We start from the raw sequence: 19,599 nt of genomic DNA, 5'->3' as shown, positions 1-19,599 counted from the left end.
AAAGAATCATGAGGTGGGTCATAGCTGGGTCACGTCTGGGACAAACGGACACCACCAGACCTTTCCGGCAAAGCAGTCAGCGTGGCGGCCGGTTCGTGGGGCGGCGCCGGAGCTGGATCGTCCGCTTTCGCAGTCTATGACCTGTTCTTCGCGCTGTGGCGAGGACCAGGCGTGCCGTGGCCTCCGCCGCCTCGTGATGGAGTTCGGGCAGGACCGAGGTGTAGGTGTCGGAGGTCAGCACGATGCTGGCGTGCCCGAGTTGCCCCTGGACCGTGCGCAAGTCCACGTGCGCGGCAAACGCTGTGCTGGCGGCGCCGTGTCGTAGGTCGTGGAGCCGTACCGGTGGCAGGCCGCTGGCGGTCACCAGGTACCGGAACCGGTAGGTCAGGTAGTCCGGTCGTATCGGCTGGCCGTCCGCGCGGGTGAACACCCAGCCAGCGGTATCGAGTCCCTTGAGGTGCTGGCGTTGCTGATGACAGCGCAGCAGGCGGATCGTCTCGATGTCCAGGGCGATCGTGCGCTGGCTCGCCTCACTCTTGGGCGGGACAACTCTTAGCCGGCCGTTGACGTGAATGAGCTGCTGCACGACCGTAAGCTCACGGGTCTCCAGGCTGACGTCCGTCCACCGCAGCCCGGCGAGCTCGCCGCGGCGCAGACCGCGCAACGCGGCCAGCCACCACAACGGATACAACACGTCCTCGCGGACGTAGTCCAGAAACCCCGTCAGGTGTTCGGTCGTCCACACCGCAACCGCTGGACGCTCACCCGTGGCCCGCCACACCGCCACCCGGCCCCGGGTCCAGACCTGGGCATGGGGACGCCGGACATGCGGCAGACGCAACCGGCGCGCCGGGTTCGTGTCGATCAGACCTTCGCGGATCGCCTCGTTGAGTGCCGCCCGCAACGTGGCGTGGACCCGCTGCACCGTGGACGGAGACAGCGCCTTGCCGTACCGATTGCGCCGCTGAGCCAAGCCGGCGAAGAAGCGACGCAAGTCGACCGGCGACAGCTCCGCCAGCCGGACCAGGCCCAAGCCGGGGATCAGATGGATCCGGACGTGATCGGCGTAGCCCTGCCGGGTACGCTCGCGGACGGGCTGGAGGGTGGTCAGCCAGTGACGCAACCACTGCGCCACGGTGCATGCTGCGCTCACCACACCGGGGCTATCGGCGGCGGCGAGTTCGCGAGCAGCTCGCATGGCGTCCTCTGCGGTGTGAAATCCACCCCGCCGCGTCCGCACTCTACTTCTGGTCGGACCCAGTACCTGGATCGCGAAGTACCACGAACCGTGACCTTCATCAGCCAGTTCAGGGCAGTTCCTGTCCCGATCCGCGCAACCACACCGCTTGTACACCACAGGCTCGCCCATCTTGCTCCCCTCTCCCTCTTCCGCAAGACGGGCGAACTAGGAAGACATGACGTCGCTCAGGCAATGTTTCGCACCCCACTGGTAGCGCTGCATGATCGACGCGTACGCCTAGTAGCCCGAGGACGACCCGGTCATCATGTCCGACCTGCCTGGCCGCTTCGCGCAGCTCGCCTTCGAGCGGGCCGCCTCCTTCTCCGCCGCATTCCGCAACACCACCAGTTTTCCAGCCGGTCTTCGGCCAGGCGGGATCCTTTTGGGCAGGCCCGACGCCTGGAAGCTACTCTCCTATGTCAAGCCCCAGAAGATGCCCTAGGAGCTCTTCCAAGGAGCACAGGACTACTAACTTCAGCACCGACTGCGAGATGAGTCTCGACATCCAGACCCTCATCTACCGGAAGCGCGCCAGCTACGCCGCGACGCGGTGCTGTGCGAGCTTACTCATCACGACCTGGTTAGCCTCCCAGCCGTCGGGGAACTTCGCCGGCACCGATAGATGCACAGGGTCGGTCGAGGAGTGGCTGTCCAGGAGATCGACGATGCCTTCGCGCGCGACGACGATGCACGCCTGCCGGTGCCGGGAGGTGAGCACGCACAGCCGTCCGGCTTCCAGGTGGAACGAGGTCGCGTCCCGGCGGCCGGACAGCGGATGCACGACGATGACGACCTCGTATTCGCGGCCCTGCAGCCGGTTGGCCGTGTCGACCGCCACACGTGACAGGGCCGAGTTGCCGGTCCGAGCGAATGCGGTCCGGACCAGGTCGGCTTGGTCGCGGTGGGCGACGCCGATGGCGAGGTCGGTGGCTTCCAGGACCCGGCCACTGGGATGCCGCTCGCAGGTGGCGAGGGTTCCGCGCTCCAGCATCCTGGCGGCCAGTCTTGTGGCCGCCAGGATGGTCTCGGTGTCAGTGCGCGGGACGTGGCGGCGCGGCAACTCGTGCAGCGCCCACCCGGTGGTGAACGCCATCGCCAAGGTCTCGTCCAGGTCCGTGTTGCCGAAGGCGGCAGTACGGAACTCCAGGGCGCGCGTTCCGGGGCTGGTGCCCGCGGTGAAGCCCGTGAACGGGTAGAACGCCTCCGAGATGGTGGGGGCGGCGGAGGGCGGCAGGCGCCAGGACACCGGCAGCCGATGCTCGGGGATGCCCTGATTGTGGGCCAGCATCACTGAGACACCGTTGAGTGTCGGGTCGTGCGGCAGTCCGATCCACCGCTCGGTGCCGACCATGGTGAACGGGTCCAACTGTCCAGGATCGCCGACGAACAAGCCGCGCTCGAAACGCTCGACGATCTGCAGCAGAGTGTCGGAGCGCATCTGGTAGGACTCGTCCAGGATCGCCCAGCCGAACGTTCCGTCGCGGACTGTGGCCCACTTGGCCGACGTGCCGACAATGATCTCGCAACTATTCAAGTCGGACACAGTGGTGCCGACGGACGTGTTCGCCGGATCGCTCACGCCCGGCGGCGGAGCGTACCCGCCCTTGCTGAGCCGTCCGATGGAGAGATTCGGGTGTGCGGCGGCCAGCCGCACGACCAGGTCGTCGACCTGGTTGTTGGTCTGGGCGACGACGATCGGGCGTTCACCGCCGTCGACCAGCTCTCCGGCGGCGCGGACCACCAGGGTGCTCTTGCCTGCTCCGGGCGGGGAGTCGACGACCACCGCCTTGTGACTGCTGCCGGACAGGTCGGCCAGAATTTCTGCGACGGCCGCGTCGGCCCTGGCAGTCGCGTCGTTGTCAGTCATCATCGCCCCATTCCTCTGTGGCGGCTTTGTGGACTTCGTCCGTGTCGTCGGCCGCAGCGGCGTGCGTCCATGGAACCCGATCGTTGTCCGGGAACACCGGCATGGGCCGCCAGCCGGGGTCGGGAAGGTAGGTGACTTGCTGGCCCTCGGCGGGTACGGATCCCGGCTTCGGAACGAGGCCCTGGCCCATGCCGCCGACGATCTCGACGGTGACCAGGCTCGTGTCCCCGTCCGGGACCGTCGAGACGACGAGCGCTCGGTGGCTCGCCAGCATGGACGGGCTGATCAGCTTGGTGCCGGCAGCCAGCCGAGTGGGGTCCTGGGTGCGGACGGTGACCAGCGGCCTGGGCACCCGCCTGTTCTTGTCCGTGGTGACGATCCGGCCGGGCTCGGCCGCCACCACCGTCCCGGCGAACGCCTCTCCGACGCTGCGCCGGTCGGCCAGTACATACGAGTCATCGAACGCCATGTCGGCTTCGAAGTCGGCCAAGGCTCGTTCCAGTCGGCTCAGCCGCCTGGCCGCGCCGATCGGGGCGTCCTGCTTGCGCTGCGGCAGGCCGCCAGCGTCCTGGTAGTCGGAGTACGCGGTGAAGGACGCGCGGTCGCGCTCGAAACGCGCTGCGGCACGCGGCGCCTCAGGGACGCCGCGCAGCAAGGAGATCGCCTGCCACATCAACCGCCACGTAGGCTTGATCTGGTCGGCGATCAGCTCTCGCAGTTCAGCCTCTGCGGCGGCCGCCGCCAGCGGATCAGCCGTGGCGAACCGCTTGATCGCCGGTTCCAGGTAGTACTTGTCGAAACTCGGAGCCGTGGCAGGACCGGCAGGCGGACACACGTCCGGGTTCTCCGCGTCGGCCATGGCCTGTGCGACATCCAGGCCGTCGGGTGGAGCGATCCACGCCATCAGCGAAGCGAGGTTCTGGTCCTCTAGCACGCTCTGACCGGTGGCCCAGTGCTCGCTGAGCATGCCAGTGACCGGCAGCAGCATCGAGGTGCCTGCCTGCTCGGCCGACTCCACCAGGAACGTCAGCCACATGCCGAGCCGCGGAACGACATCCGCCACGGGGTAAGGGCCTATGGTCTTGCGGAACCGGCAAGTCCGGCCGAGGTCGGCCAACGCCTTGACACCGCCAAGGTTGGGAACCAGGACCTGCGGGGCATCGGTGTAGCAAGAGGCGGCGTCCTTACCGCGAGAAGTGCTCGCGCGGCGGTCGCGGCGGCAGTGGTCGATGTAGTCCATCACGATCCCGCCGAGCTCGGCGGCGAACGCGAAGCGCTGATCCCGGTTGCGCGGCTGCGCCACGACCAGCAGCTTCGGCGACCTCTTGGCGGAGCCGACCATCGCCGCGAGCGGTGCGCCTGCCTCTCCTGCCATCGTCAGCGGCACGATCACCAGGGGATGGTCGGACAGGCGCCGGTGGCGGAACTCGGTCAGCTGTACCGCGGCCATCGTCTCCATCGCTTCCAGGCGCGCCAGCGCGGACACTTTGCTCACGCCGCAGCTCCCGGGGTTCCGGCGGTGGACCGCAACTCGGCACGCAGCCGGGCCGCGTGCCGCAAGGAGGCGGCGATCTCGACCTGCTCGTCGTTCGGCCGCAGTTTCCCGCGTGCCAGGCCCAAGGCCATGGTCACGGTGTCGATGCCGCCGAGTTGCTCACGCACCGCCGGCCCGAGCACGTCCAGCGACCCGCCGTCGCGCGCCCGGGCTCGGCAGTAGAAGGCCATCTCACAGTGGTTCAAGCAGTCCGGCCGGTAGGTCGCCGGCACCTGGTCCAAAGCTTCAACAAGCTCGCCGACCGGTCGCGGCAGCCCGGCCTCGTCGGTGATGGTGAAGGTGAGGCCGTCAGGCAGGAGGTCGAGCAGGTCGCCGATGCGCTCGATGCGCGCTAGCTGCCTGGTCAGGGTGGCCACCTGCTTGCGAGCGTCGACGAACGCCGCGGCCGGGCGGTTGGTGAAGTCTTTGGGCGCGACCAGGACGATTGTCTCGGACACCGCCTCCGGACCGATGCCGGCCTCGGCGAGCATGGCGCGCAGCGCGATGATGTACGCGCACGCCTGCGTCGTGGCCGCCCGTACCTGCGCCGGGTCACCCCGCCCGTCGATGATCGGGAAGCTCTTGATCTCCACTACGTGGAAGCGATCGCCGATGCGGAAGGCCACCAGGTCCGGTTCCAGGAACGCGGCATGTCCGCCGACCCGGAGCAGCAGCATCGGGTGGTCGAACAAGGTGCCGTCGCCCAGCCCTTGAGCGGTCCGCACCAGCAGCTGTCTGGTACGGGCGTGGCGGATCTCCGATCGGCCGTCGCCGCCGACGTCGTTCAGGTCCTGGTAGCCCGCCTCCGGCAGGGGCAGCTGCAGGATGTCACGCAGAACCCGCAGCAGCTCAGCGCAGCCGTTGGCCTTCACCATCGCCTCGAAGGAGTTGCCGCGAGTGATCGCGAAGGGGGATTGGCCGAAGGGCAGTTCGTAGCCTGCGTGCTTGGCGATGTCGGTCTTGTTGGAGCCGGAGGCGTCCAGGACAGCGCGCAGGGTGCAGCGCGGGTTGTTCTCCAGCGCGGCCAGCGACCTGGCGCTGTAGGTCAGGCGCGGGGCGGATCCGCGCAGCACGTCCAAGCGTGCGTCGACTGCTGCTTTCACGGTGTGGGGATCCTCATCGGGAAGACGGATCTTGACGGGAGAAGGTCAGGTCTAAGCCTGCAGGCGTCTGACGTTCCGCAGGGGCGTGCCGAACAGCTGCGAGTCCTCGCCGAGCCGTTTGCGAGCCCGCCGCGCGGCTTCGGCTCGGGTGGCGCGGTCGGCGTCGGCGTGCACATCCAGCTCAGCTCGAGCCGCGGAGATCACCAGGTGCGGGTCGGCCGCGGCGTCGTGGACAGCTGGCCCGGCGGGCGTCGCGCCAGGGATGTTCGCGGCGAATTGCCAGAGTAGTCGCAGCGCCGCCGCGCCAGGCCCTGTTCCCGACGACCTGGCCGCGGTGTGCACCGTCTCGGCGATGCGCATCGCGGCCGTGAGGAAGTCGACGCGCGGGGACAGCGGGCCCATGACGCGCTGCTCCAGTGTCCACGTGCTGATCGTGATCAGGGCGCGCACCGGGGACAGCAGGTCGTGGGTCAGCGCGGGGCACAGGTAGTACGGCCGGGCGCCGGGCGCCGACCGGTAGGACCGCTCCTCGTCGCGGCGCAGGCTAGACAGCTTGGCAGCGGACAGCTCGCCAGGGAAGAACGCCTCGTGCACGCTCACGATCAGTTTGGGCGCGGCCGGGATTCCCAGCAGCACCAGCGAACGGTGCACGTGCTCGCGTGCCGGCAGCATCGAGCCCTGCGTGCCTCCCAGCACCGGGTCGGAGCCCGCCGCCAGCGGGGTGGGGGGGCCGTCGGCGATGAGCACATCCCAGGCCCGCTCGGCACGGCGGAGCTGAGCGCGCAGTTCGCCGGCGCGCTCAGTGTCGCCGACTGCAGAGGCATCGCGGATCGCGCGGCGCAGGACGCTAATGCTCGTCTCCAAGGCGTCCAGCGGATCACTCATGGCTCGACTCTACCAGAGTTCCCGAGAGTTCCAGATTTTCTCCAGAGTCTCAGGTACGGTCTGCTACATCAGCTCCTCCGACCGTGGCTGCGCTGCTTGCGCTGTCCCGCGGACTCTTCCCCTGGAGGCTCCCGTGATGGGACGTGTGTTCCACACCTCCGACTGGCATCTCGGCCGCCAAATCGGCCGTCACCGGCGCGACAATGAATTCGACGCCGTCCTGGACGAGATCATCGAGATCGCCGCCGACTTCTCCCCCGACGTGATCGTGCACAGCGGCGACCTGTTCGACAGCCCGCGACCGGGCCTGGACGACATGCGCCGCGCCGCCCAAGCGCTGCGCCGCCTCGAGGCGATCGCACCGACGGTGGTGGTGGCGGGAAACCACGACACCGCCAACGTGCTGGCGTTCCTGCACTTCATCCTCAACGACATGGGCCACCGGGAGGCGGACCAGGTCCAGATGCGATTCGCCACCGATGCCCGCCCCGACGGGCTGCTGATGGCCGAGTACCCTGCCGGAGCCGGTGAACTGACCCTGCGGGTGGGCGCGCTGCCGTACCTGCATCCCAACAGGTTCGTCTACGACTTCGCCGACCCCGCCATGGCGACGGCCGCGTACGCCCGGCGGATGCGTGCCGTCCAGGCCGATGTCTACCACCGTCTGGCGGCGGGGCGTTCCGCACGCGACATTCTGATCTTCGCCGCCCACCTGTTCGTCGAAGGCGCCATGCCCTCGCACTCCGAGCGGCGCTTCTCCGTCGATGCCGACTATGCGGTCGCCACCGCCGACCTTCCCGCGGTTGACTACGGTGCTCTCGGCCACATCCACAAGCCGCAGCCCGTCGCCCGCGCCGGGTTTCCCGCCCACTACGCGGGCAGTCCGCTGCAGCTGGACTTCGGCGAGACCCGTGACATCAAAAGCGTCGTCCTGGCGGAGATCGCTCCGGGGCACGCGCCGCGCATCGAACTCGCGCCGCTCGACTCCGGCCGCCGCCTGGTCCGCCTGGAGGGCACGCTCGAAGAGATCGAGCAGCGCGCGGGCCGCGTCGGCGACGCCTGGGTGAAGGCGGTGGTGAACGTCGACGCCCCCACCCCGTCACTGGCGGATACCATCGCGAAGATGGTGCCGGCGGCGACGGTCGTCGCCATCGAGGAACGCCGTCCCGAGTCCGTAGGCCGTCTCCTGGACCGTGAGGTCACAGTCCAGGAACTGCCTGGCGTCGATGACCTGCTTCGCGATTACCTGCCCAGCCGCGGCATCACCGGCCTGGTTCTGGACCGTGCCATGGAAACCTTCGCCCAGTTGCGGGCCGAACCGGACCTCGAGGACCCCGCACCGTGTTGCAAGGAGACGCTGCTGACTGCCGCGCTCGCGGGCGAGCAGGAGGCCAGCCGATGAGACTGCAGAAGCTGTCTCTGACCGGATTCCGCAGCTACCCCGCCCCCGTCACCATCGACTTCACCGGCAAGAGCCTGGTTGCGGCGCTCGGCGACACCGGCGCGGGGAAGACCAGCCTCCTCGACGCCGTCACCTATGCGCTGTTCCGAAAGAGCTCCTGGGAGACCAGAGAAGCACGGCAGCTCATCGCCGACGGCGCCCAGGCCATGAGCGTGGAGCTCACATTCCTGCAGGGCACCCAGCGCTGGCACGTGCAGCGCATCCTGCACGCCACCAACCCGAACGCGGCCCGGCACCACCTGAGGAACCTCGACACTGGCGAGGAACTAGACAACGCCGTCAAGGTCGACGACCGCATCAAGGCCATCCTGCAGATGGGATTCAAGACCTTTATGCGCGTCGGCCTGCTCGCGCAGGGCAAGTTCGACCAGCTCCTCACCGCGGGCCAGACGGAGCGGAGTGAGCGGCTGCGGGAGCTGTTCGGCGTCGAGTCTCTGGAATCCGTCCAGAAGCTGGCCGGTAGCCGGTCCACCTCACTCAAGTCGCTGATCAGCGCCGCGAAAGTCAAGCGCGCCACCATGCCGGAGGACCCGCAGCAGGCCGCGGCGGCTGCGGCTGGGGCCGCTGACGCCGCCGAGGCTCGCGCCGCGTTTCTCATCACTGCTGTCGATCGCATCTCGGCTCTGCAGACCGAAGCCATCCGGGCTCGCACCGCGGCGGAGACGGCCGCCACCGTAGCCGAGGACCTGTCGGCACGTGCCGTGGCAGACGCCGATGCCGTGCTGCGCGACCTCGAGCCCATCGCCGCCCGCATCGCGGCACGTCGCGACCTCCTGAACCGGCGCGACGACGATGCGGCACGGGCAGAGGGGCAGCTGACCAAGGCGATCGCCGACGCCGGCGACAAGGAGCTTCGCAGGTCCGCCGTAATTCTGGAAGACCTCGCGACGCGCGCCGAGGACCATCGGCGTGAGCGTGACCGGCTCACCGAGCTGAACAGACGGCTCGCCGCGGACGGCGCTGCCATCGCCGCGGCGGATGCGGACCTGGCCATACGAGCAGCCAACGCGGAACCCCTGACACGCGCCGCCGAGGATGCCGCGGAAGCGAGCAAGAGGGTCCGGAAGAGCGCGGCCACGGCCCGGCCCCTGGTGGCCGCCGCTGCCACGGCGACCCGCGCCACCGCCGGTACCGCGATCGAGTACGCCACCGCAGCAGGCGCCTGCCAGACCGCCCGCCACAACGTCGGAGTCCTGGAAGGAGAGGCCCTCGCCGTCAAGGAACGCTTCACAACCGCCGCGGCACAGCTTGACGCGCTCCTTCTCCGCGACAAGGCAGCCGGGATCGCTGCCGAACTGCACCCAGGCGACGGCTGTCCCGTGTGCAACCAGACCATCCCTACCGACTTCACGTCCGCAACCGAGAGCTACACCACGGAGTTGCACGGCGGCAGGGAGCGGCTGCGCGAGGCCGAAGCCGCGCAGGACGAGATCTCCGGACGGTTGGCCCAAGCCCGCGCAGCCGTGATCACGGCCGACCAGGCCGAACTCGACCGTGAAGGGGATCACCAGCGTGCTTTGCAGGACGCCCAGGAGGCTCAGGCGAAGGCGGCGGACGCCCTGAAGGGCTTCGCGGCTCTCGTCCTGGAGGCCGAGGGAGACTTCGACGCCGAGTCCGCCACTGAAAGGCTGACAGCCGCCGATGAGCAACAGCACACCACGACGATCATCGAAATGATCACAGTGTGCGAACTGGAGGCCACCGCCGCCGCCGACCGGAAGCGGGCCGAAGCCCTCGGACATACCGCAAGGCTCGAAGCCGACGGAGAAGCGCTCGAAAGGCGAAAGAGCGCGCACGAGCAGGCGATCGACGACGCCAATACCGCCACCGACCGGTACTTGGGCGCTGTGGGCCGTCTCGCCGCTGACGTGCAGGCACTGCCGGTGCACGTCCTGGCGATGCTGCCTGAGGAAGCGATCGAAGTCCGGGCAGACGCCGCGGCAGCGGCGGCTGCCACTGTAGCGACCCACCTGGCCGAGATCCAGCGCCTTATCGAGCAGCTTGAAGCCGCGCGAGCGGAGAAGACCGAGGTCCTCACTCAGCAGCGCGCACTGGACCAGGAGGCGCGCACCGCTGTGGAACAGCCGCTGGACAAGCTGTGTGCAGCCCTGAGCGACTGGGCGCAGGCTGTCAAGCAGGCGATCAACCACCTCGGCGTCCAAGGCCGACACCACGCACCGCAGGCTCCCGTCGACTCCGGGATTGCCGAAATTCGTCTCTTCGCCACCGAACTGTCGAAGATCACTGAAGCACTCGGTGCCGAGCTCGACCAGGCGTCCGCCATCGGTACGGCCCAAGCCGACGTCGCGCTGGCCGGCCTGCGGGAGAACGCCGCCGAGGTCGCCGACGTCGACGGCTTCCAGCCCGGCGACCTGATGGCCCCCCAGCTGCTGCACCCTCTCGTAGCCGCAGCGGCGAAAGCTGGCGCGGAGGCAGAAGGATGGCGTAAAGAGCAACACGGCGCGGAAGACCTGATCGTTCCCGCAGCCAACCTGGACGCTGCCATTGCGGCAGGCGAAGCCCGTTTCGACGCGCTGGAAGTGCTGCGCAAAGAACTCGTCGACGCCAAGTTTCTCGGCCACCTCACCATGCTGCGCACACGTGCCCTGCTGGGCGTGGCGAGCGACCTGCTCGGACAGCTGACCGACCAGCGGTTCGGCTTCGCTGACGGGTTCGACATCATCAGCAGGGGCTCCGGCGTCGTTCACCACCCCAACCGGCTGTCCGGCGGGGAGAAGTTCCTGGCCTCGCTCGCTCTCGCGCTGGCGCTCGCCGAACTGCACTCACGCAGCGGCCCGAGACTGGGATCGCTCTTCCTCGACGAAGGTTTCGCGACCCTCGACACCACGGCGCTGGCGTCGGCGCTGGACGTACTGCGCTCCCAGGCGGGCGGCGACCGGCTCGTCATGGTGATCAGCCACCTGCACGCCGTTGCCGAAGCCATCGATGACGTCCTGTGGGTGGAGAACGGGCCTGCTGGCTCCACGGCGCGCTGGATGACCCAGGCAGAACGCGACGAGCTGCTGCAGGCTGACCTGTCCAGCGGCCTGCAGATGCAGGCATAGCTGGCCGGAGAGGAAGGGAGGAAACCTCATGTCAGAAGCGCACAGGCCCAGCCGGGACACGCTGGGTCTGGCCACGCGGGTGAAGGCGCTGGCCGTCGCCGATCCGGTCCTCGACCTGGAACGCCGCAAGCCTCTGCTCACGTCGCGGGACTGGGGCGGGTACCAGATGGAGGAGCTGGCGCTCACAGCCATCGACACCGTCACGCTGAAGATGGACTTCGAAGACGGCGCCCGCCACGAGGACGTCGTGACGGCGGTGATACGGGTAGCGGAGCTCCAGATGCCCGCCCGCGGCCTCGACGAACACACCGATGTGGCGCGCTGGATCCTGGACAGCCTAGTGAACGTCGGCACGGTTGATCGCGACTTCAGCCACATGTACGGCCTCGTACTGGACGGCACGTACGTCTCGCACGAGTTCTCCTTCAAGCTATTGCGCGAAGTCGTCGGCCCCGACGGACGGCCACGACTTCGCGCTTCCAACGAGGCGATCGCGATGCTGGTCGGCGCGGTGGACATCGACATCGCTTCCGAGCAGGTCGCGGCGGATGCCAAGCTGGAGGCGCTCGTGAGGCGCGGACGGCTGGCCGACGCCCACCGCGCAGCGGAGATGGCGTTGCGCCGCACGGTGCAGTATGCCGAATACATCCGTACTCGGCTGGAGGGGATGCGCAGGGACGTGCGCTCGGTGGACTGGGTCCGTGACGTCCGACGGATCCAGACGGAGGCGCTGGAGCACATCGAGGACCGCATCAACGCCGAGAGCGTCATCAAGGACAACTTGGTCCGGATGATGGACAACAGCACGGAGGAAGCCACACCGGCTCAGGCCGCCGAGCTGATCGCGATTCTCGAGAAGTGCCTGCGCAGGCACGCGACGTTGCAGGCGAACCTCCAAGAGGTAGGCGAGAAGTTTCGCGCGGAACAGGAGCGGCAGATCTTCGTACCGCCGCCGAGCCGGTCTTACGTCGATCTCGCACACCAGCTGCTGGACCCGGTCCTAGAGCTGTCACTACGGCAGGCCTTTCCGCTGCTGGAGGGGTTCGCCGGCGCGGCGACGCCACCGCGGCGGCCCGCGGTCGTCTACCTCCCGGACTTGATCACAGGTCTGATGACGTTGCCTGACGAGCAGGACAGCGAAGACGGCCTGATCATCGAGCCAGAGTTCGGCGGAGCCGAGGACGCCCCGGTGTTCTCCGACGACCAGTACACAGCCGTCGAATCGCTGCTGGCACGTGCCGACGGCATCCGGCTGTCCGCACTGCTGAAGGCGGCACGCCGTCCCGGTTCCTGCAATACCGACCACCTGCTGGCTTTGCAGGTGCTGGGTCTGTTCGGGGCGCCACGCCACGACGCCGAGCACCGTACGACGCTGGCCGCGCTGGCGGACAACGAGGAACTAGACGACGAGGTCTTCGCCGGAAATGACCTGCTGGTCGTACGTAGCCCGATCGTGAACGGTCTGGAGGGAGAAGCATGAGCGACTTCGAGGACCTGGCTGCGGCCTGCAGGCTGCTCGCCTTCGGATTTCAGTCCGGGCTGACGCACCGGCGCAACGCCGAGTACGCCACGCTGGTGGGCCGCTACCGTGTAGACGCCGCGTTCGCCCGACTGCTGCACGCCGCTGCGCGCGGCTTCGACCTGACCGTTATCGCGGTCGACCCACGGGCCGGGCTCGTGTTCGGGACTACACCTGAGACGCAGTTCGCCGCCAGCGTCGCCGACCACATCAAACAGGTCGCCGATCGCCCGATCGCGGCGCTGGCGCACCTGGCCATCGCCGCGCTCGCCTACTACCGGCCAGAAGATCTCGATGACGAGGCCCATGTCGGCCGGGTCACGATCCGTCACGTCGACGAGATGGTCGACCAGGCGGCCAAAGAGCTGGAACACCGGGCGGCCGAGACCGGCGAGGACGACGGAGTCCCAGCCGGTCAGCCGGATCTCGTACAGCTATGGCGCTACCACCAGCGGCGCAACCCGGTGGCTCCCACCGGAGACGCTCGAGCCCATCCCAAGAGCAGACACGCGATCACCAAGCGCGTCGCCGAGTACCTGGCCGACAACGGCATGCTACGGCGCGCCGGCAACGAGAACGGCGGCACCTACACCACCACGGCCCGATACCAGATCCAGGTACGAGAACTGGCCGGCCAGCAGATGCTCGGCGAACTGGCCGCGCTCGGGATCGCCGTCGGTCTGGACGGCAAGCCAACGTACAACAGCCCGGGTGACGAGCCCCCCGCTTCGACCGAGTCAGGAAGTTGATCCAGCGATGTATGAGCTGAACCGCGTCCGTCTCTACAACATCGGCCCAAGCAGCGCCCGCTACGACGATGTTGTGCTGGACCTGTCCGACGGCGGCCCGCCGATCGCAGCCCGTACCCTGATCCAGTCGCCCGGACAGTTGTTCCGGCGCCCGGCTCCGGCAACCCTGCTGGTGCTGGAGAACGGCGGCGGCAAGTCCGTGTTCATCCGGATGCTGCTGTCCACAGTGCTTCCCGAACGCCAGTCCCGTAAAGGCCGTGAGGCGTTGCGCGCCTACGTGGTGTCCGCGGCAGCGCCCTCCCACGTGGTGCTGGAATGGGTGAATGTCCGCACCGGTGAGACGCTGGTGACCGGCCAGGCGCTGTCCCCCCTCGCGGACGGCAAGCTCGACCGGCTGTTCTACTCCTTCAACCCCGGCGAAGATACGACCCTAGCCAGCCTGCCATTCGCCGAAGGCCGACGGCGGCTCCCAATGAACGCCTTCCACGACGCGCTCAAGCGCCTGGACGCTGCCGACAAGTCGCTGCACGTGGAGATCGAGAAGCGGCAGGGCGAATGGGAAAACCATCTGCGTCGGCTCGGCCTGGAACCGGACCTGTTCGCAGTACAACAGGCGATGAACGTCGACGAGGGCGACGCGGCCGAGGCGTTCAAGACCACCACCGGCCGCCAGTTCGTCGAGTGGCTGCTGAGCAAGGCGCTGGACGCGGAGAACTACACCGAGCTGGGCAACGCCTTCGCCAAATACTCCGGCAACATCGGACGACGCGAGCAGCTGCTGCTGGACCGCGACTTCTCCACCGCCACTGCGGCAGTTGCGCATCGCCTCGCCGCGCGGCGTGCCGAGCAGGTCGCGGCGGCCAAGGAGGCCCAGACCTCAGCAGCGGCCCTGGCACGGCTCGCGGCTGAGCTAAAGGAGACCGTCCAGCGCACCGAGGACGCGCTGCCAGCCCACCAGGCAGATGTGAAGACCGCGAAGCAGAACGCCGAGGTACGGCAGCAGGCCTGCGACCAGGCAGACCTGATCCACAAGGAAGTGCGGCGCAGGACCCTGGCCCTACGCCGTGACGAGGCGCGCGTCAAGGCTCAGGAGGCCGAGCGACAGCTTGCTGATGACCGCACCGAACTGGCCGCTTGGACGCTGGTCCCCAAGCTGCTGAAGGCCGCCACCGCACGCGAGAAGTACAAGGTCGCAAGCGAACTGCTGGACGCCGCCGAGCAGGCCGCGGGAGTCGCACGGCTCCGCCGCGACCGTGCCGGGGCCACATTCGGAAGCGCCCTTCACCGTGCCGCACAGCGTTGCGCTGCGCAGGGGGACGACCTGGCAGTCAAGAGTGCGAAGGACAAGGCGGACGCAGCAATAGCAGACCGCCGCGCGGGCGAGGACGAACGACAGGCCACCTCGAACACCGTCCGCGCCGAACTGCTGGCCAGGCAGGTCGAGGAGGTGGATCGCCGCGTGGAGGCCGCGCGGGAGCAGGGCATCTTGGAGGAAGGCGAGAGCGTCCGTGAAGCCGATGCCCGACTACGCGCCAAAGCAAAGGAGAGCACGACCAGGGCAGCGCGGCATCGTGAAGCCGACAAGCAGCTCAAGCTGGAGATCCGCGCGCTCGAGGAGACCGCGCGCCGGCTGCTCGAGCCCGAGATGGAGGCGCGCCAGGCAGTCGAGGCCGCGGTCCGAACGGTCGAGGGCATGGAAGGCGTGGCAGGGGAGCTCACCGCGGAGACGTTGTTGCGCGAACTCGCCGAACTCGGTAACGACGAGGAGGTTCCCGGCGGCGATCCCACCCTGTGGCTGGAGACGAACGCCTCCGCGCTCGGCAACCTGGCCACCGCGCGGCAGAGATCGACCGAGGACCGGCTGGACACGCTGACCGCCGACAACAAGGCGGACCAGCGGCTGATCGAAGCGCTGATCGCCGAGGACGAGGCGCTCATGCCGCCGCGCCAGGCGGTCGAGGACCTGTTGCGGGTACTGGCAGACCATGAGATCGCCGCGACAGCGGGCTGGCGAGCGCTGGAGCAACTGGTCAATCCTCGCCTGCATGCCGAAATCATCCAAGCCCGCCCCGCTTTGGTCGACGGCATCGTCGTGGCCGACCAGCTGACCCTGGACAAGGCGCGGGCGGTGCTCGCCGAAGCACGCCCGCTGCCGCCGGCAGCGGTGCTTGTCGCCACCAACGCGTCGTTCGAGGGGAGTACAGAGGAGGTGGGCATCGGGTTCGTCGTAGAGCCGACACCCGCTTTGCACGATCCGGAGGCCGCCGCCGCGCTGCGTGAGCAGGCACGGGTCCGTATCCAGGGCCGAGCCTCCACGCTCCACGAACTCGCTGAGCTCCGGAAAGCGGCATTTGAGCTCAACCACAGGCTCGGTGAGTGGCTTCGCGAGCATCCGGCAGGTGACGCGGAGCGCTTGCGCTCGGCGGCACAAGCGGCGTCGGTCGCCGCAGCCGAGGCCAAGTCCCTGCTCGACGCTGCCCGCGAGAGGCACGCACGAGCCGCTGACGCTCTCGACCAGCACGCCCAGGTGGTGGCGGAGGCTGAAAAGGCCGCTACTGATGACGTCCGTACCGCAGAATCCTTCGAGCGGCTCGCGGCAGAGGCCACCGCAGCTGGCAAGAATCGTCAGGAGATCGCCAAGCTCGAAGCAGAGGCCGCAGGACATCGTGAGGCGGCCCAGGAGTTCCGTGAGGAAGCCGAGCGGTCGCGCGACCGAGCCACCGAATACGCGGTGCAAGCCGAGTCGTTCCGCCGCGACGCCGCCGCGTACTCCGACCGGCTCAAGAAGGTCGTATACGGCAACGAGCCGTTCGGCCAAGTCACGGACGAAGCCGATCTCGCCGCGCTGGAGATTTCCTACGAGCAGGCTGAAGCCGCCTTCATCGCTGTGGAGGTGGGCCAGGACCTGCGGCAGCGCGTCGATGACGCGCAGCGGGAGACCTCCTCTCTAGAGGCGGAGCTGCTCGACGAACCGGCCGCCATCCGAGCTCGAGCCGAAGCGCTGGCCGTGTCCCCGGACGCGGGAAGCTCCGCGTCTCTCGAGGCCGCGAAGCGGAGACTCGATCGCGCGGTGACAGCTCTGGAAGCCGAGTACGGCAAGCTGAACGAGCAGGTTATCCACCTCCAGGCTGAGACATCCTCGGCAGGCCAGCGCAACGGAGCGCCATGGACCAACCTTGACGACGACTGGACGCCATCGAGCTTCGACGAAGGCGTGTCGCTCACTGAACGGGCCACCGGAGTACTCGCCGAGGCCGATGAGCTGCTCAAGGCGGCGTCCGAGCTGAAGCTGGCCGCTGAGCGCAAGCTCCACCGTGCTGAGGCCGCGGCCCGCGAGATGGCCGTCGTCCAGCGCGGCCTCGCTTCCGCCGTCCGCAAGCTGGACCTCCCGCCCGTCTCAGGACCGTTCGCGGGAACCGCCGACGAGGCGCAGCAGGCCGCGGACAAGGCAACCGAGGCATACAGCAAAGCGTCCGATCACCTTCGGGATGTAGACCGAGCCGTGGACGACGCGGTCATCGACTTCCGCGAAACCGCCAACCAGAACCGGTTCGGCAAGCTCAAAGCGCCGATCTACAAGCAGGTCACCGAGATCGACAAGGTATCGCTGACCGTACGCGCCGGGGAATGGGCAGCCGAGCTCACCGGGCGGGCGGCGAGCCTGAGCACCGATCTGGAGGACTCGGACCGCCATCGGAAACTGCTCATCGACCAGCTGAAGCATCACACCAGCGAGGCATTGGCTCTGCTGGAGAAGGCTGAGCGGCTGTCGCGGCTGCCCGAGAGCGCCGGGGTATGGGCCGGTCGCCGGATTCTGAAGATCGGCTTCGCCAAGCCGGAGCCGCAGACTCTAGTCGTGCGAATCGCCGAAGCCCTGGACGAGAACGCTCGCACTCAGCCGAACCAGGCAGGCCGAGACCTCGTGCTGCGCTGCGTCGGGGCCGCGGTGCCGCGTGACTTCAAAGTGGAGATCCTCAAGCCCGACGCCGCAGGCCGTGCCGAGTACGCGTCAATCAGCGAGATGGGCAAGATCTTCTCCGGCGGGCAGGAGCTCACCGGCGCGATCATGCTGTACTGCACGCTGGCCGCCCTGCGCAGCAGCACACGCACGGGAGCCCGCACCGGCAGCCGGTTGGGCGGGATGCTGATCCTGGACAACCCAATCGGCAAGGCCAGCGCCGACTACCTCCTGAGCCTGCAGATGAACATGGCCATGGCGCTCGGCGTCCAGCTGCTCTACACCACAGGGAACATGGAAGACCGAGTACTGGCTACTTTCCCGCTGTGTATTCGGCTGCGAAATGAGGCCGACCAGCGTACAGGGATAGGGCACTTGCACGTCACCGGCCGGATCTCCGCCGCGCGGCTGCTGGTGAAACCGCGCGAGCACGAAACCAACGACGAAACACAGGAGGAAGGCGACGACCAGTGAGCGACGGTGAGGAGGCCGACGTGCGGCCGCTCTCGCAATCGGCGGCTATTCTGTCGGCCACCCTGAACGCGATGGCGGAGCGCCGCGTCGAGCAGGCCGGGATCCTCGCGGCTTTCGTCACCGCCTGCCCTGGAACGGCGGGGACCACCCAGGGTCGCCCCGTCCTGTCCGCACTCTTGGATGAGCTCGCCGACCATCACCTTGCAGAACTGCCGCGAGGCCGCAACGGGTGGGATGACGCGCTCCCACCGCTCCCGCGCTGGCTCCGCCTGCCGCCGCACCCGAAGCAGGACATCCGGCACTCCCGCGCGCCGTCGCCGACGGTCTGGCGTCGTGAGCTCGCCTGGGTCGGCGCGGACTCGCTGTCCTCGGCGCAGCTCGATGTCCTCAAGGCGGTCAACCGGTGGCTGCGCGACACCGACGGGGACGACGAACGGCGGACCGTCGTTCCGATGCGCGAGCGCTCCCTGGAGATCTTCGGTGACGAGAAGCGGCTCGACGCGCTCACGGCCACCACCTTGTTCGCACCTGGCCGCCTCACCCTGGGCACTCTGGCCACCGAGCGCATCCCTCCGCCCTTGGCGTACGAACGCGTCGGCGCGGGCGGCATCGTCCTGGCGATCGAGAACAGCGACACTTTCACCACTCTCAGCACGCTGCTGCAGCACTGCAGCGGACAGGTCGGATACGTGGCGTTCGGCGGCGGCCACGCCTTCGAGGCATCCGTCGCCCGGATCAGCAGGCTGGCCGGCGTGACCGACATCGCCTATTACGGCGACCTTGACGAGGACGGGCTGACCATCCCGCAGCGGGCCAACGTAACTGCCGCGGCGCTGGGACTTCCACCGGTCCGTCCCGCCGCGGACCTCTACCGCCTTCTTGTCGGCCAGGACGTCCGAGGACCGGCGCCGAAGAAGACCGATCCGATTGTCGCCGAACGACGCGTCGCCTGGCTTCCCGAGGCCGTCCGCGGCCAAGCGGCCGGCGTCATCACCGCAGGACATCGGCTGCCGCAGGAGGCCACGGGAGCGGTGCTTTTGCGCCATGATGATTCGTGGCGTGACGATCTATGATGATGTCACTGATGCGGAGATCATTCATACAAGACGTCAGTTCGCAAATTGAACGCAAATAGAAACGGTCAAGGGATGCCATCCATCCTACGGTTGCTCGTCGGATGCTCTTCGGCGCCCGATACGGCATATCACCGGACGGCATTCTTGGACATTTTCAGCAACGGCATTTATGGACAGCGTAATACATTGAGATACAAGTTGGCATGGGCTGGCATAATATCTGTCGACTTTTAATCCGTAGGTTCCGGGTTCGAGCCCCGGGCGCCCTACCACTCTTCACCTTTCCGACCAGGGCTTTTATCTCTCTCCCGGAATCCGCAGGGTCGCCGGGCTCCTCTTGGGAGACCGAGGGGAGACCGCCAGTTCGGGAGACCGCCCTCGGGACGATCGCGACGCTCGCCTCGGCGGCGGCGTGCGCAAGCTCCGGAAGCACCGTCGTGTATGTGTTCTCGGTCAAATTGGTGGAACTGTGGTGCAGCATCGAGGACACCATCTTCGTGTCGGCCCCGGCGGCGTAGGCGAGCGTGGCCGCGCAGTGCCGTAGGTCGTGCAGCCGGATCGGCGGCAGTGCGCCTGCCGATAATTACATCCGCCCAGGTCGTGGCCCTGCGAGGGCTTTGTGTGGAGTACGCGAGCTCCGGACTCAGGAGACGGGAGCGCGTACGGC

Annotated in this window: 12 protein-coding genes; 6 read left to right on the top strand and 6 right to left on the bottom strand. The window is 68.0% G+C overall.

From position 1 onward, the window contains the following. Positions 1-76: 76 nt before the first annotated feature. The 5 genes from FAF44_RS29280 to FAF44_RS29260 form a co-directional block, all read right to left on the bottom strand. Complete coding sequence (locus FAF44_RS29280) at positions 77-1,369, bottom strand: site-specific integrase (protein ID WP_237106523.1); 1,293 nt, start codon at positions 1,367-1,369, stop codon at positions 77-79. A gap of 406 nt (positions 1,370-1,775) precedes the next feature. Beyond that, positions 1,776-3,110, bottom strand: coding sequence for an AAA domain-containing protein (locus FAF44_RS29275; protein ID WP_237106522.1), 1,335 nt, complete (start codon positions 3,108-3,110; stop codon positions 1,776-1,778). Next, on the bottom strand, positions 3,100-4,602 hold the full coding sequence (locus FAF44_RS29270) for a hypothetical protein (RefSeq protein ID WP_237106521.1): 1,503 nt from the start codon (positions 4,600-4,602) through the stop codon (positions 3,100-3,102). Before FAF44_RS29270 ends, FAF44_RS29275 begins: the two co-directional genes overlap by 11 nt. Further along, positions 4,599-5,714 (bottom strand): hypothetical protein, encoded by a 1,116-nt coding sequence (locus tag FAF44_RS29265; protein ID WP_237106537.1) that lies wholly within the window; start codon positions 5,712-5,714, stop codon positions 4,599-4,601. The genes FAF44_RS29270 and FAF44_RS29265 overlap by 4 nt, the downstream gene beginning before the upstream one ends. Before the next feature lie 81 nt (positions 5,715-5,795). Beyond that, positions 5,796-6,629 carry a hypothetical protein gene (locus tag FAF44_RS29260; protein ID WP_237106520.1) on the bottom strand — a complete coding sequence of 278 codons (834 nt, stop codon included), beginning with the start codon at positions 6,627-6,629 and terminating at the stop codon, positions 5,796-5,798. A gap of 136 nt (positions 6,630-6,765) precedes the next feature. Here FAF44_RS29260 and FAF44_RS29255 point away from each other — a divergent pair, with 136 nt between their 5' ends. The 6 genes from FAF44_RS29255 to FAF44_RS55980 are packed head-to-tail and all read left to right on the top strand — an operon-like array spanning position 6,766 to position 18,929. Beyond that, complete coding sequence (locus FAF44_RS29255) at positions 6,766-8,031, top strand: exonuclease SbcCD subunit D (RefSeq protein WP_237106519.1); 1,266 nt, start codon at positions 6,766-6,768, stop codon at positions 8,029-8,031. Continuing rightward, positions 8,028-11,156 (top strand): AAA family ATPase, encoded by a 3,129-nt coding sequence (locus tag FAF44_RS29250; RefSeq protein ID WP_237106518.1) that lies wholly within the window; start codon positions 8,028-8,030, stop codon positions 11,154-11,156. Before FAF44_RS29255 ends, FAF44_RS29250 begins: the two co-directional genes overlap by 4 nt. A 28-nt stretch (positions 11,157-11,184) precedes the next feature. Then, a complete protein-coding gene (locus FAF44_RS29245) occupies positions 11,185-12,636 on the top strand; it encodes a hypothetical protein (RefSeq protein ID WP_237106517.1) in 1,452 nt (483 codons plus the stop codon). Beyond that, positions 12,633-13,424, top strand: coding sequence for a hypothetical protein (locus FAF44_RS29240; RefSeq protein ID WP_237106516.1), 792 nt, complete (start codon positions 12,633-12,635; stop codon positions 13,422-13,424). The genes FAF44_RS29245 and FAF44_RS29240 overlap by 4 nt, the downstream gene beginning before the upstream one ends. A gap of 7 nt (positions 13,425-13,431) precedes the next feature. Further along, positions 13,432-17,856, top strand: a complete 4,425-nt coding sequence (locus FAF44_RS29235; RefSeq protein ID WP_237106515.1) for a hypothetical protein — start codon at positions 13,432-13,434, stop codon at positions 17,854-17,856. Continuing rightward, positions 17,853-18,929, top strand: coding sequence for a Wadjet anti-phage system protein JetD domain-containing protein (locus tag FAF44_RS55980; protein ID WP_237106514.1), 1,077 nt, complete (start codon positions 17,853-17,855; stop codon positions 18,927-18,929). Before FAF44_RS29235 ends, FAF44_RS55980 begins: the two co-directional genes overlap by 4 nt. A 157-nt stretch (positions 18,930-19,086) precedes the next feature. Here the strand turns inward: FAF44_RS55980 and FAF44_RS56465 are convergent, their stop codons facing one another. Next, positions 19,087-19,491, bottom strand: a complete 405-nt coding sequence (locus FAF44_RS56465; RefSeq protein WP_368857777.1) for a tyrosine-type recombinase/integrase — start codon at positions 19,489-19,491, stop codon at positions 19,087-19,089. Positions 19,492-19,599 lie beyond the last annotated feature (108 nt).

Origin of the sequence: Nonomuraea sp. MG754425, from assembly GCF_021699195.1 — a bacterium.
Classification (GTDB): domain Bacteria; phylum Actinomycetota; class Actinomycetes; order Streptosporangiales; family Streptosporangiaceae; genus Nonomuraea.
This window is presented reverse-complemented; position numbering and strand designations above follow the sequence as displayed.

Bases quoted from the DNA above. Each gene is read 5' to 3' on its own strand.
- FAF44_RS29280 (WP_237106523.1), bottom strand. From the start codon at position 1,369: ATGGGCGAGCCTGTGGTGTACAAGCGGTGTGGTTGCGCGGATCGGGAC.
- FAF44_RS29275 (WP_237106522.1), bottom strand. From the start codon at position 3,110: ATGATGACTGACAACGACGCGACTGCCAGGGCCGACGCGGCCGTCGCA.
- FAF44_RS29260 (WP_237106520.1), bottom strand. From the start codon at position 6,629: ATGAGTGATCCGCTGGACGCCTTGGAGACGAGCATTAGCGTCCTGCGC.
- FAF44_RS29255 (WP_237106519.1), top strand. From the start codon at position 6,766: ATGGGACGTGTGTTCCACACCTCCGACTGGCATCTCGGCCGCCAAATC.
- FAF44_RS29250 (WP_237106518.1), top strand. From the start codon at position 8,028: ATGAGACTGCAGAAGCTGTCTCTGACCGGATTCCGCAGCTACCCCGCC.
- FAF44_RS29245 (WP_237106517.1), top strand. From the start codon at position 11,185: ATGTCAGAAGCGCACAGGCCCAGCCGGGACACGCTGGGTCTGGCCACG.
- FAF44_RS29240 (WP_237106516.1), top strand. From the start codon at position 12,633: ATGAGCGACTTCGAGGACCTGGCTGCGGCCTGCAGGCTGCTCGCCTTC.
- FAF44_RS29235 (WP_237106515.1), top strand. From the start codon at position 13,432: ATGTATGAGCTGAACCGCGTCCGTCTCTACAACATCGGCCCAAGCAGC.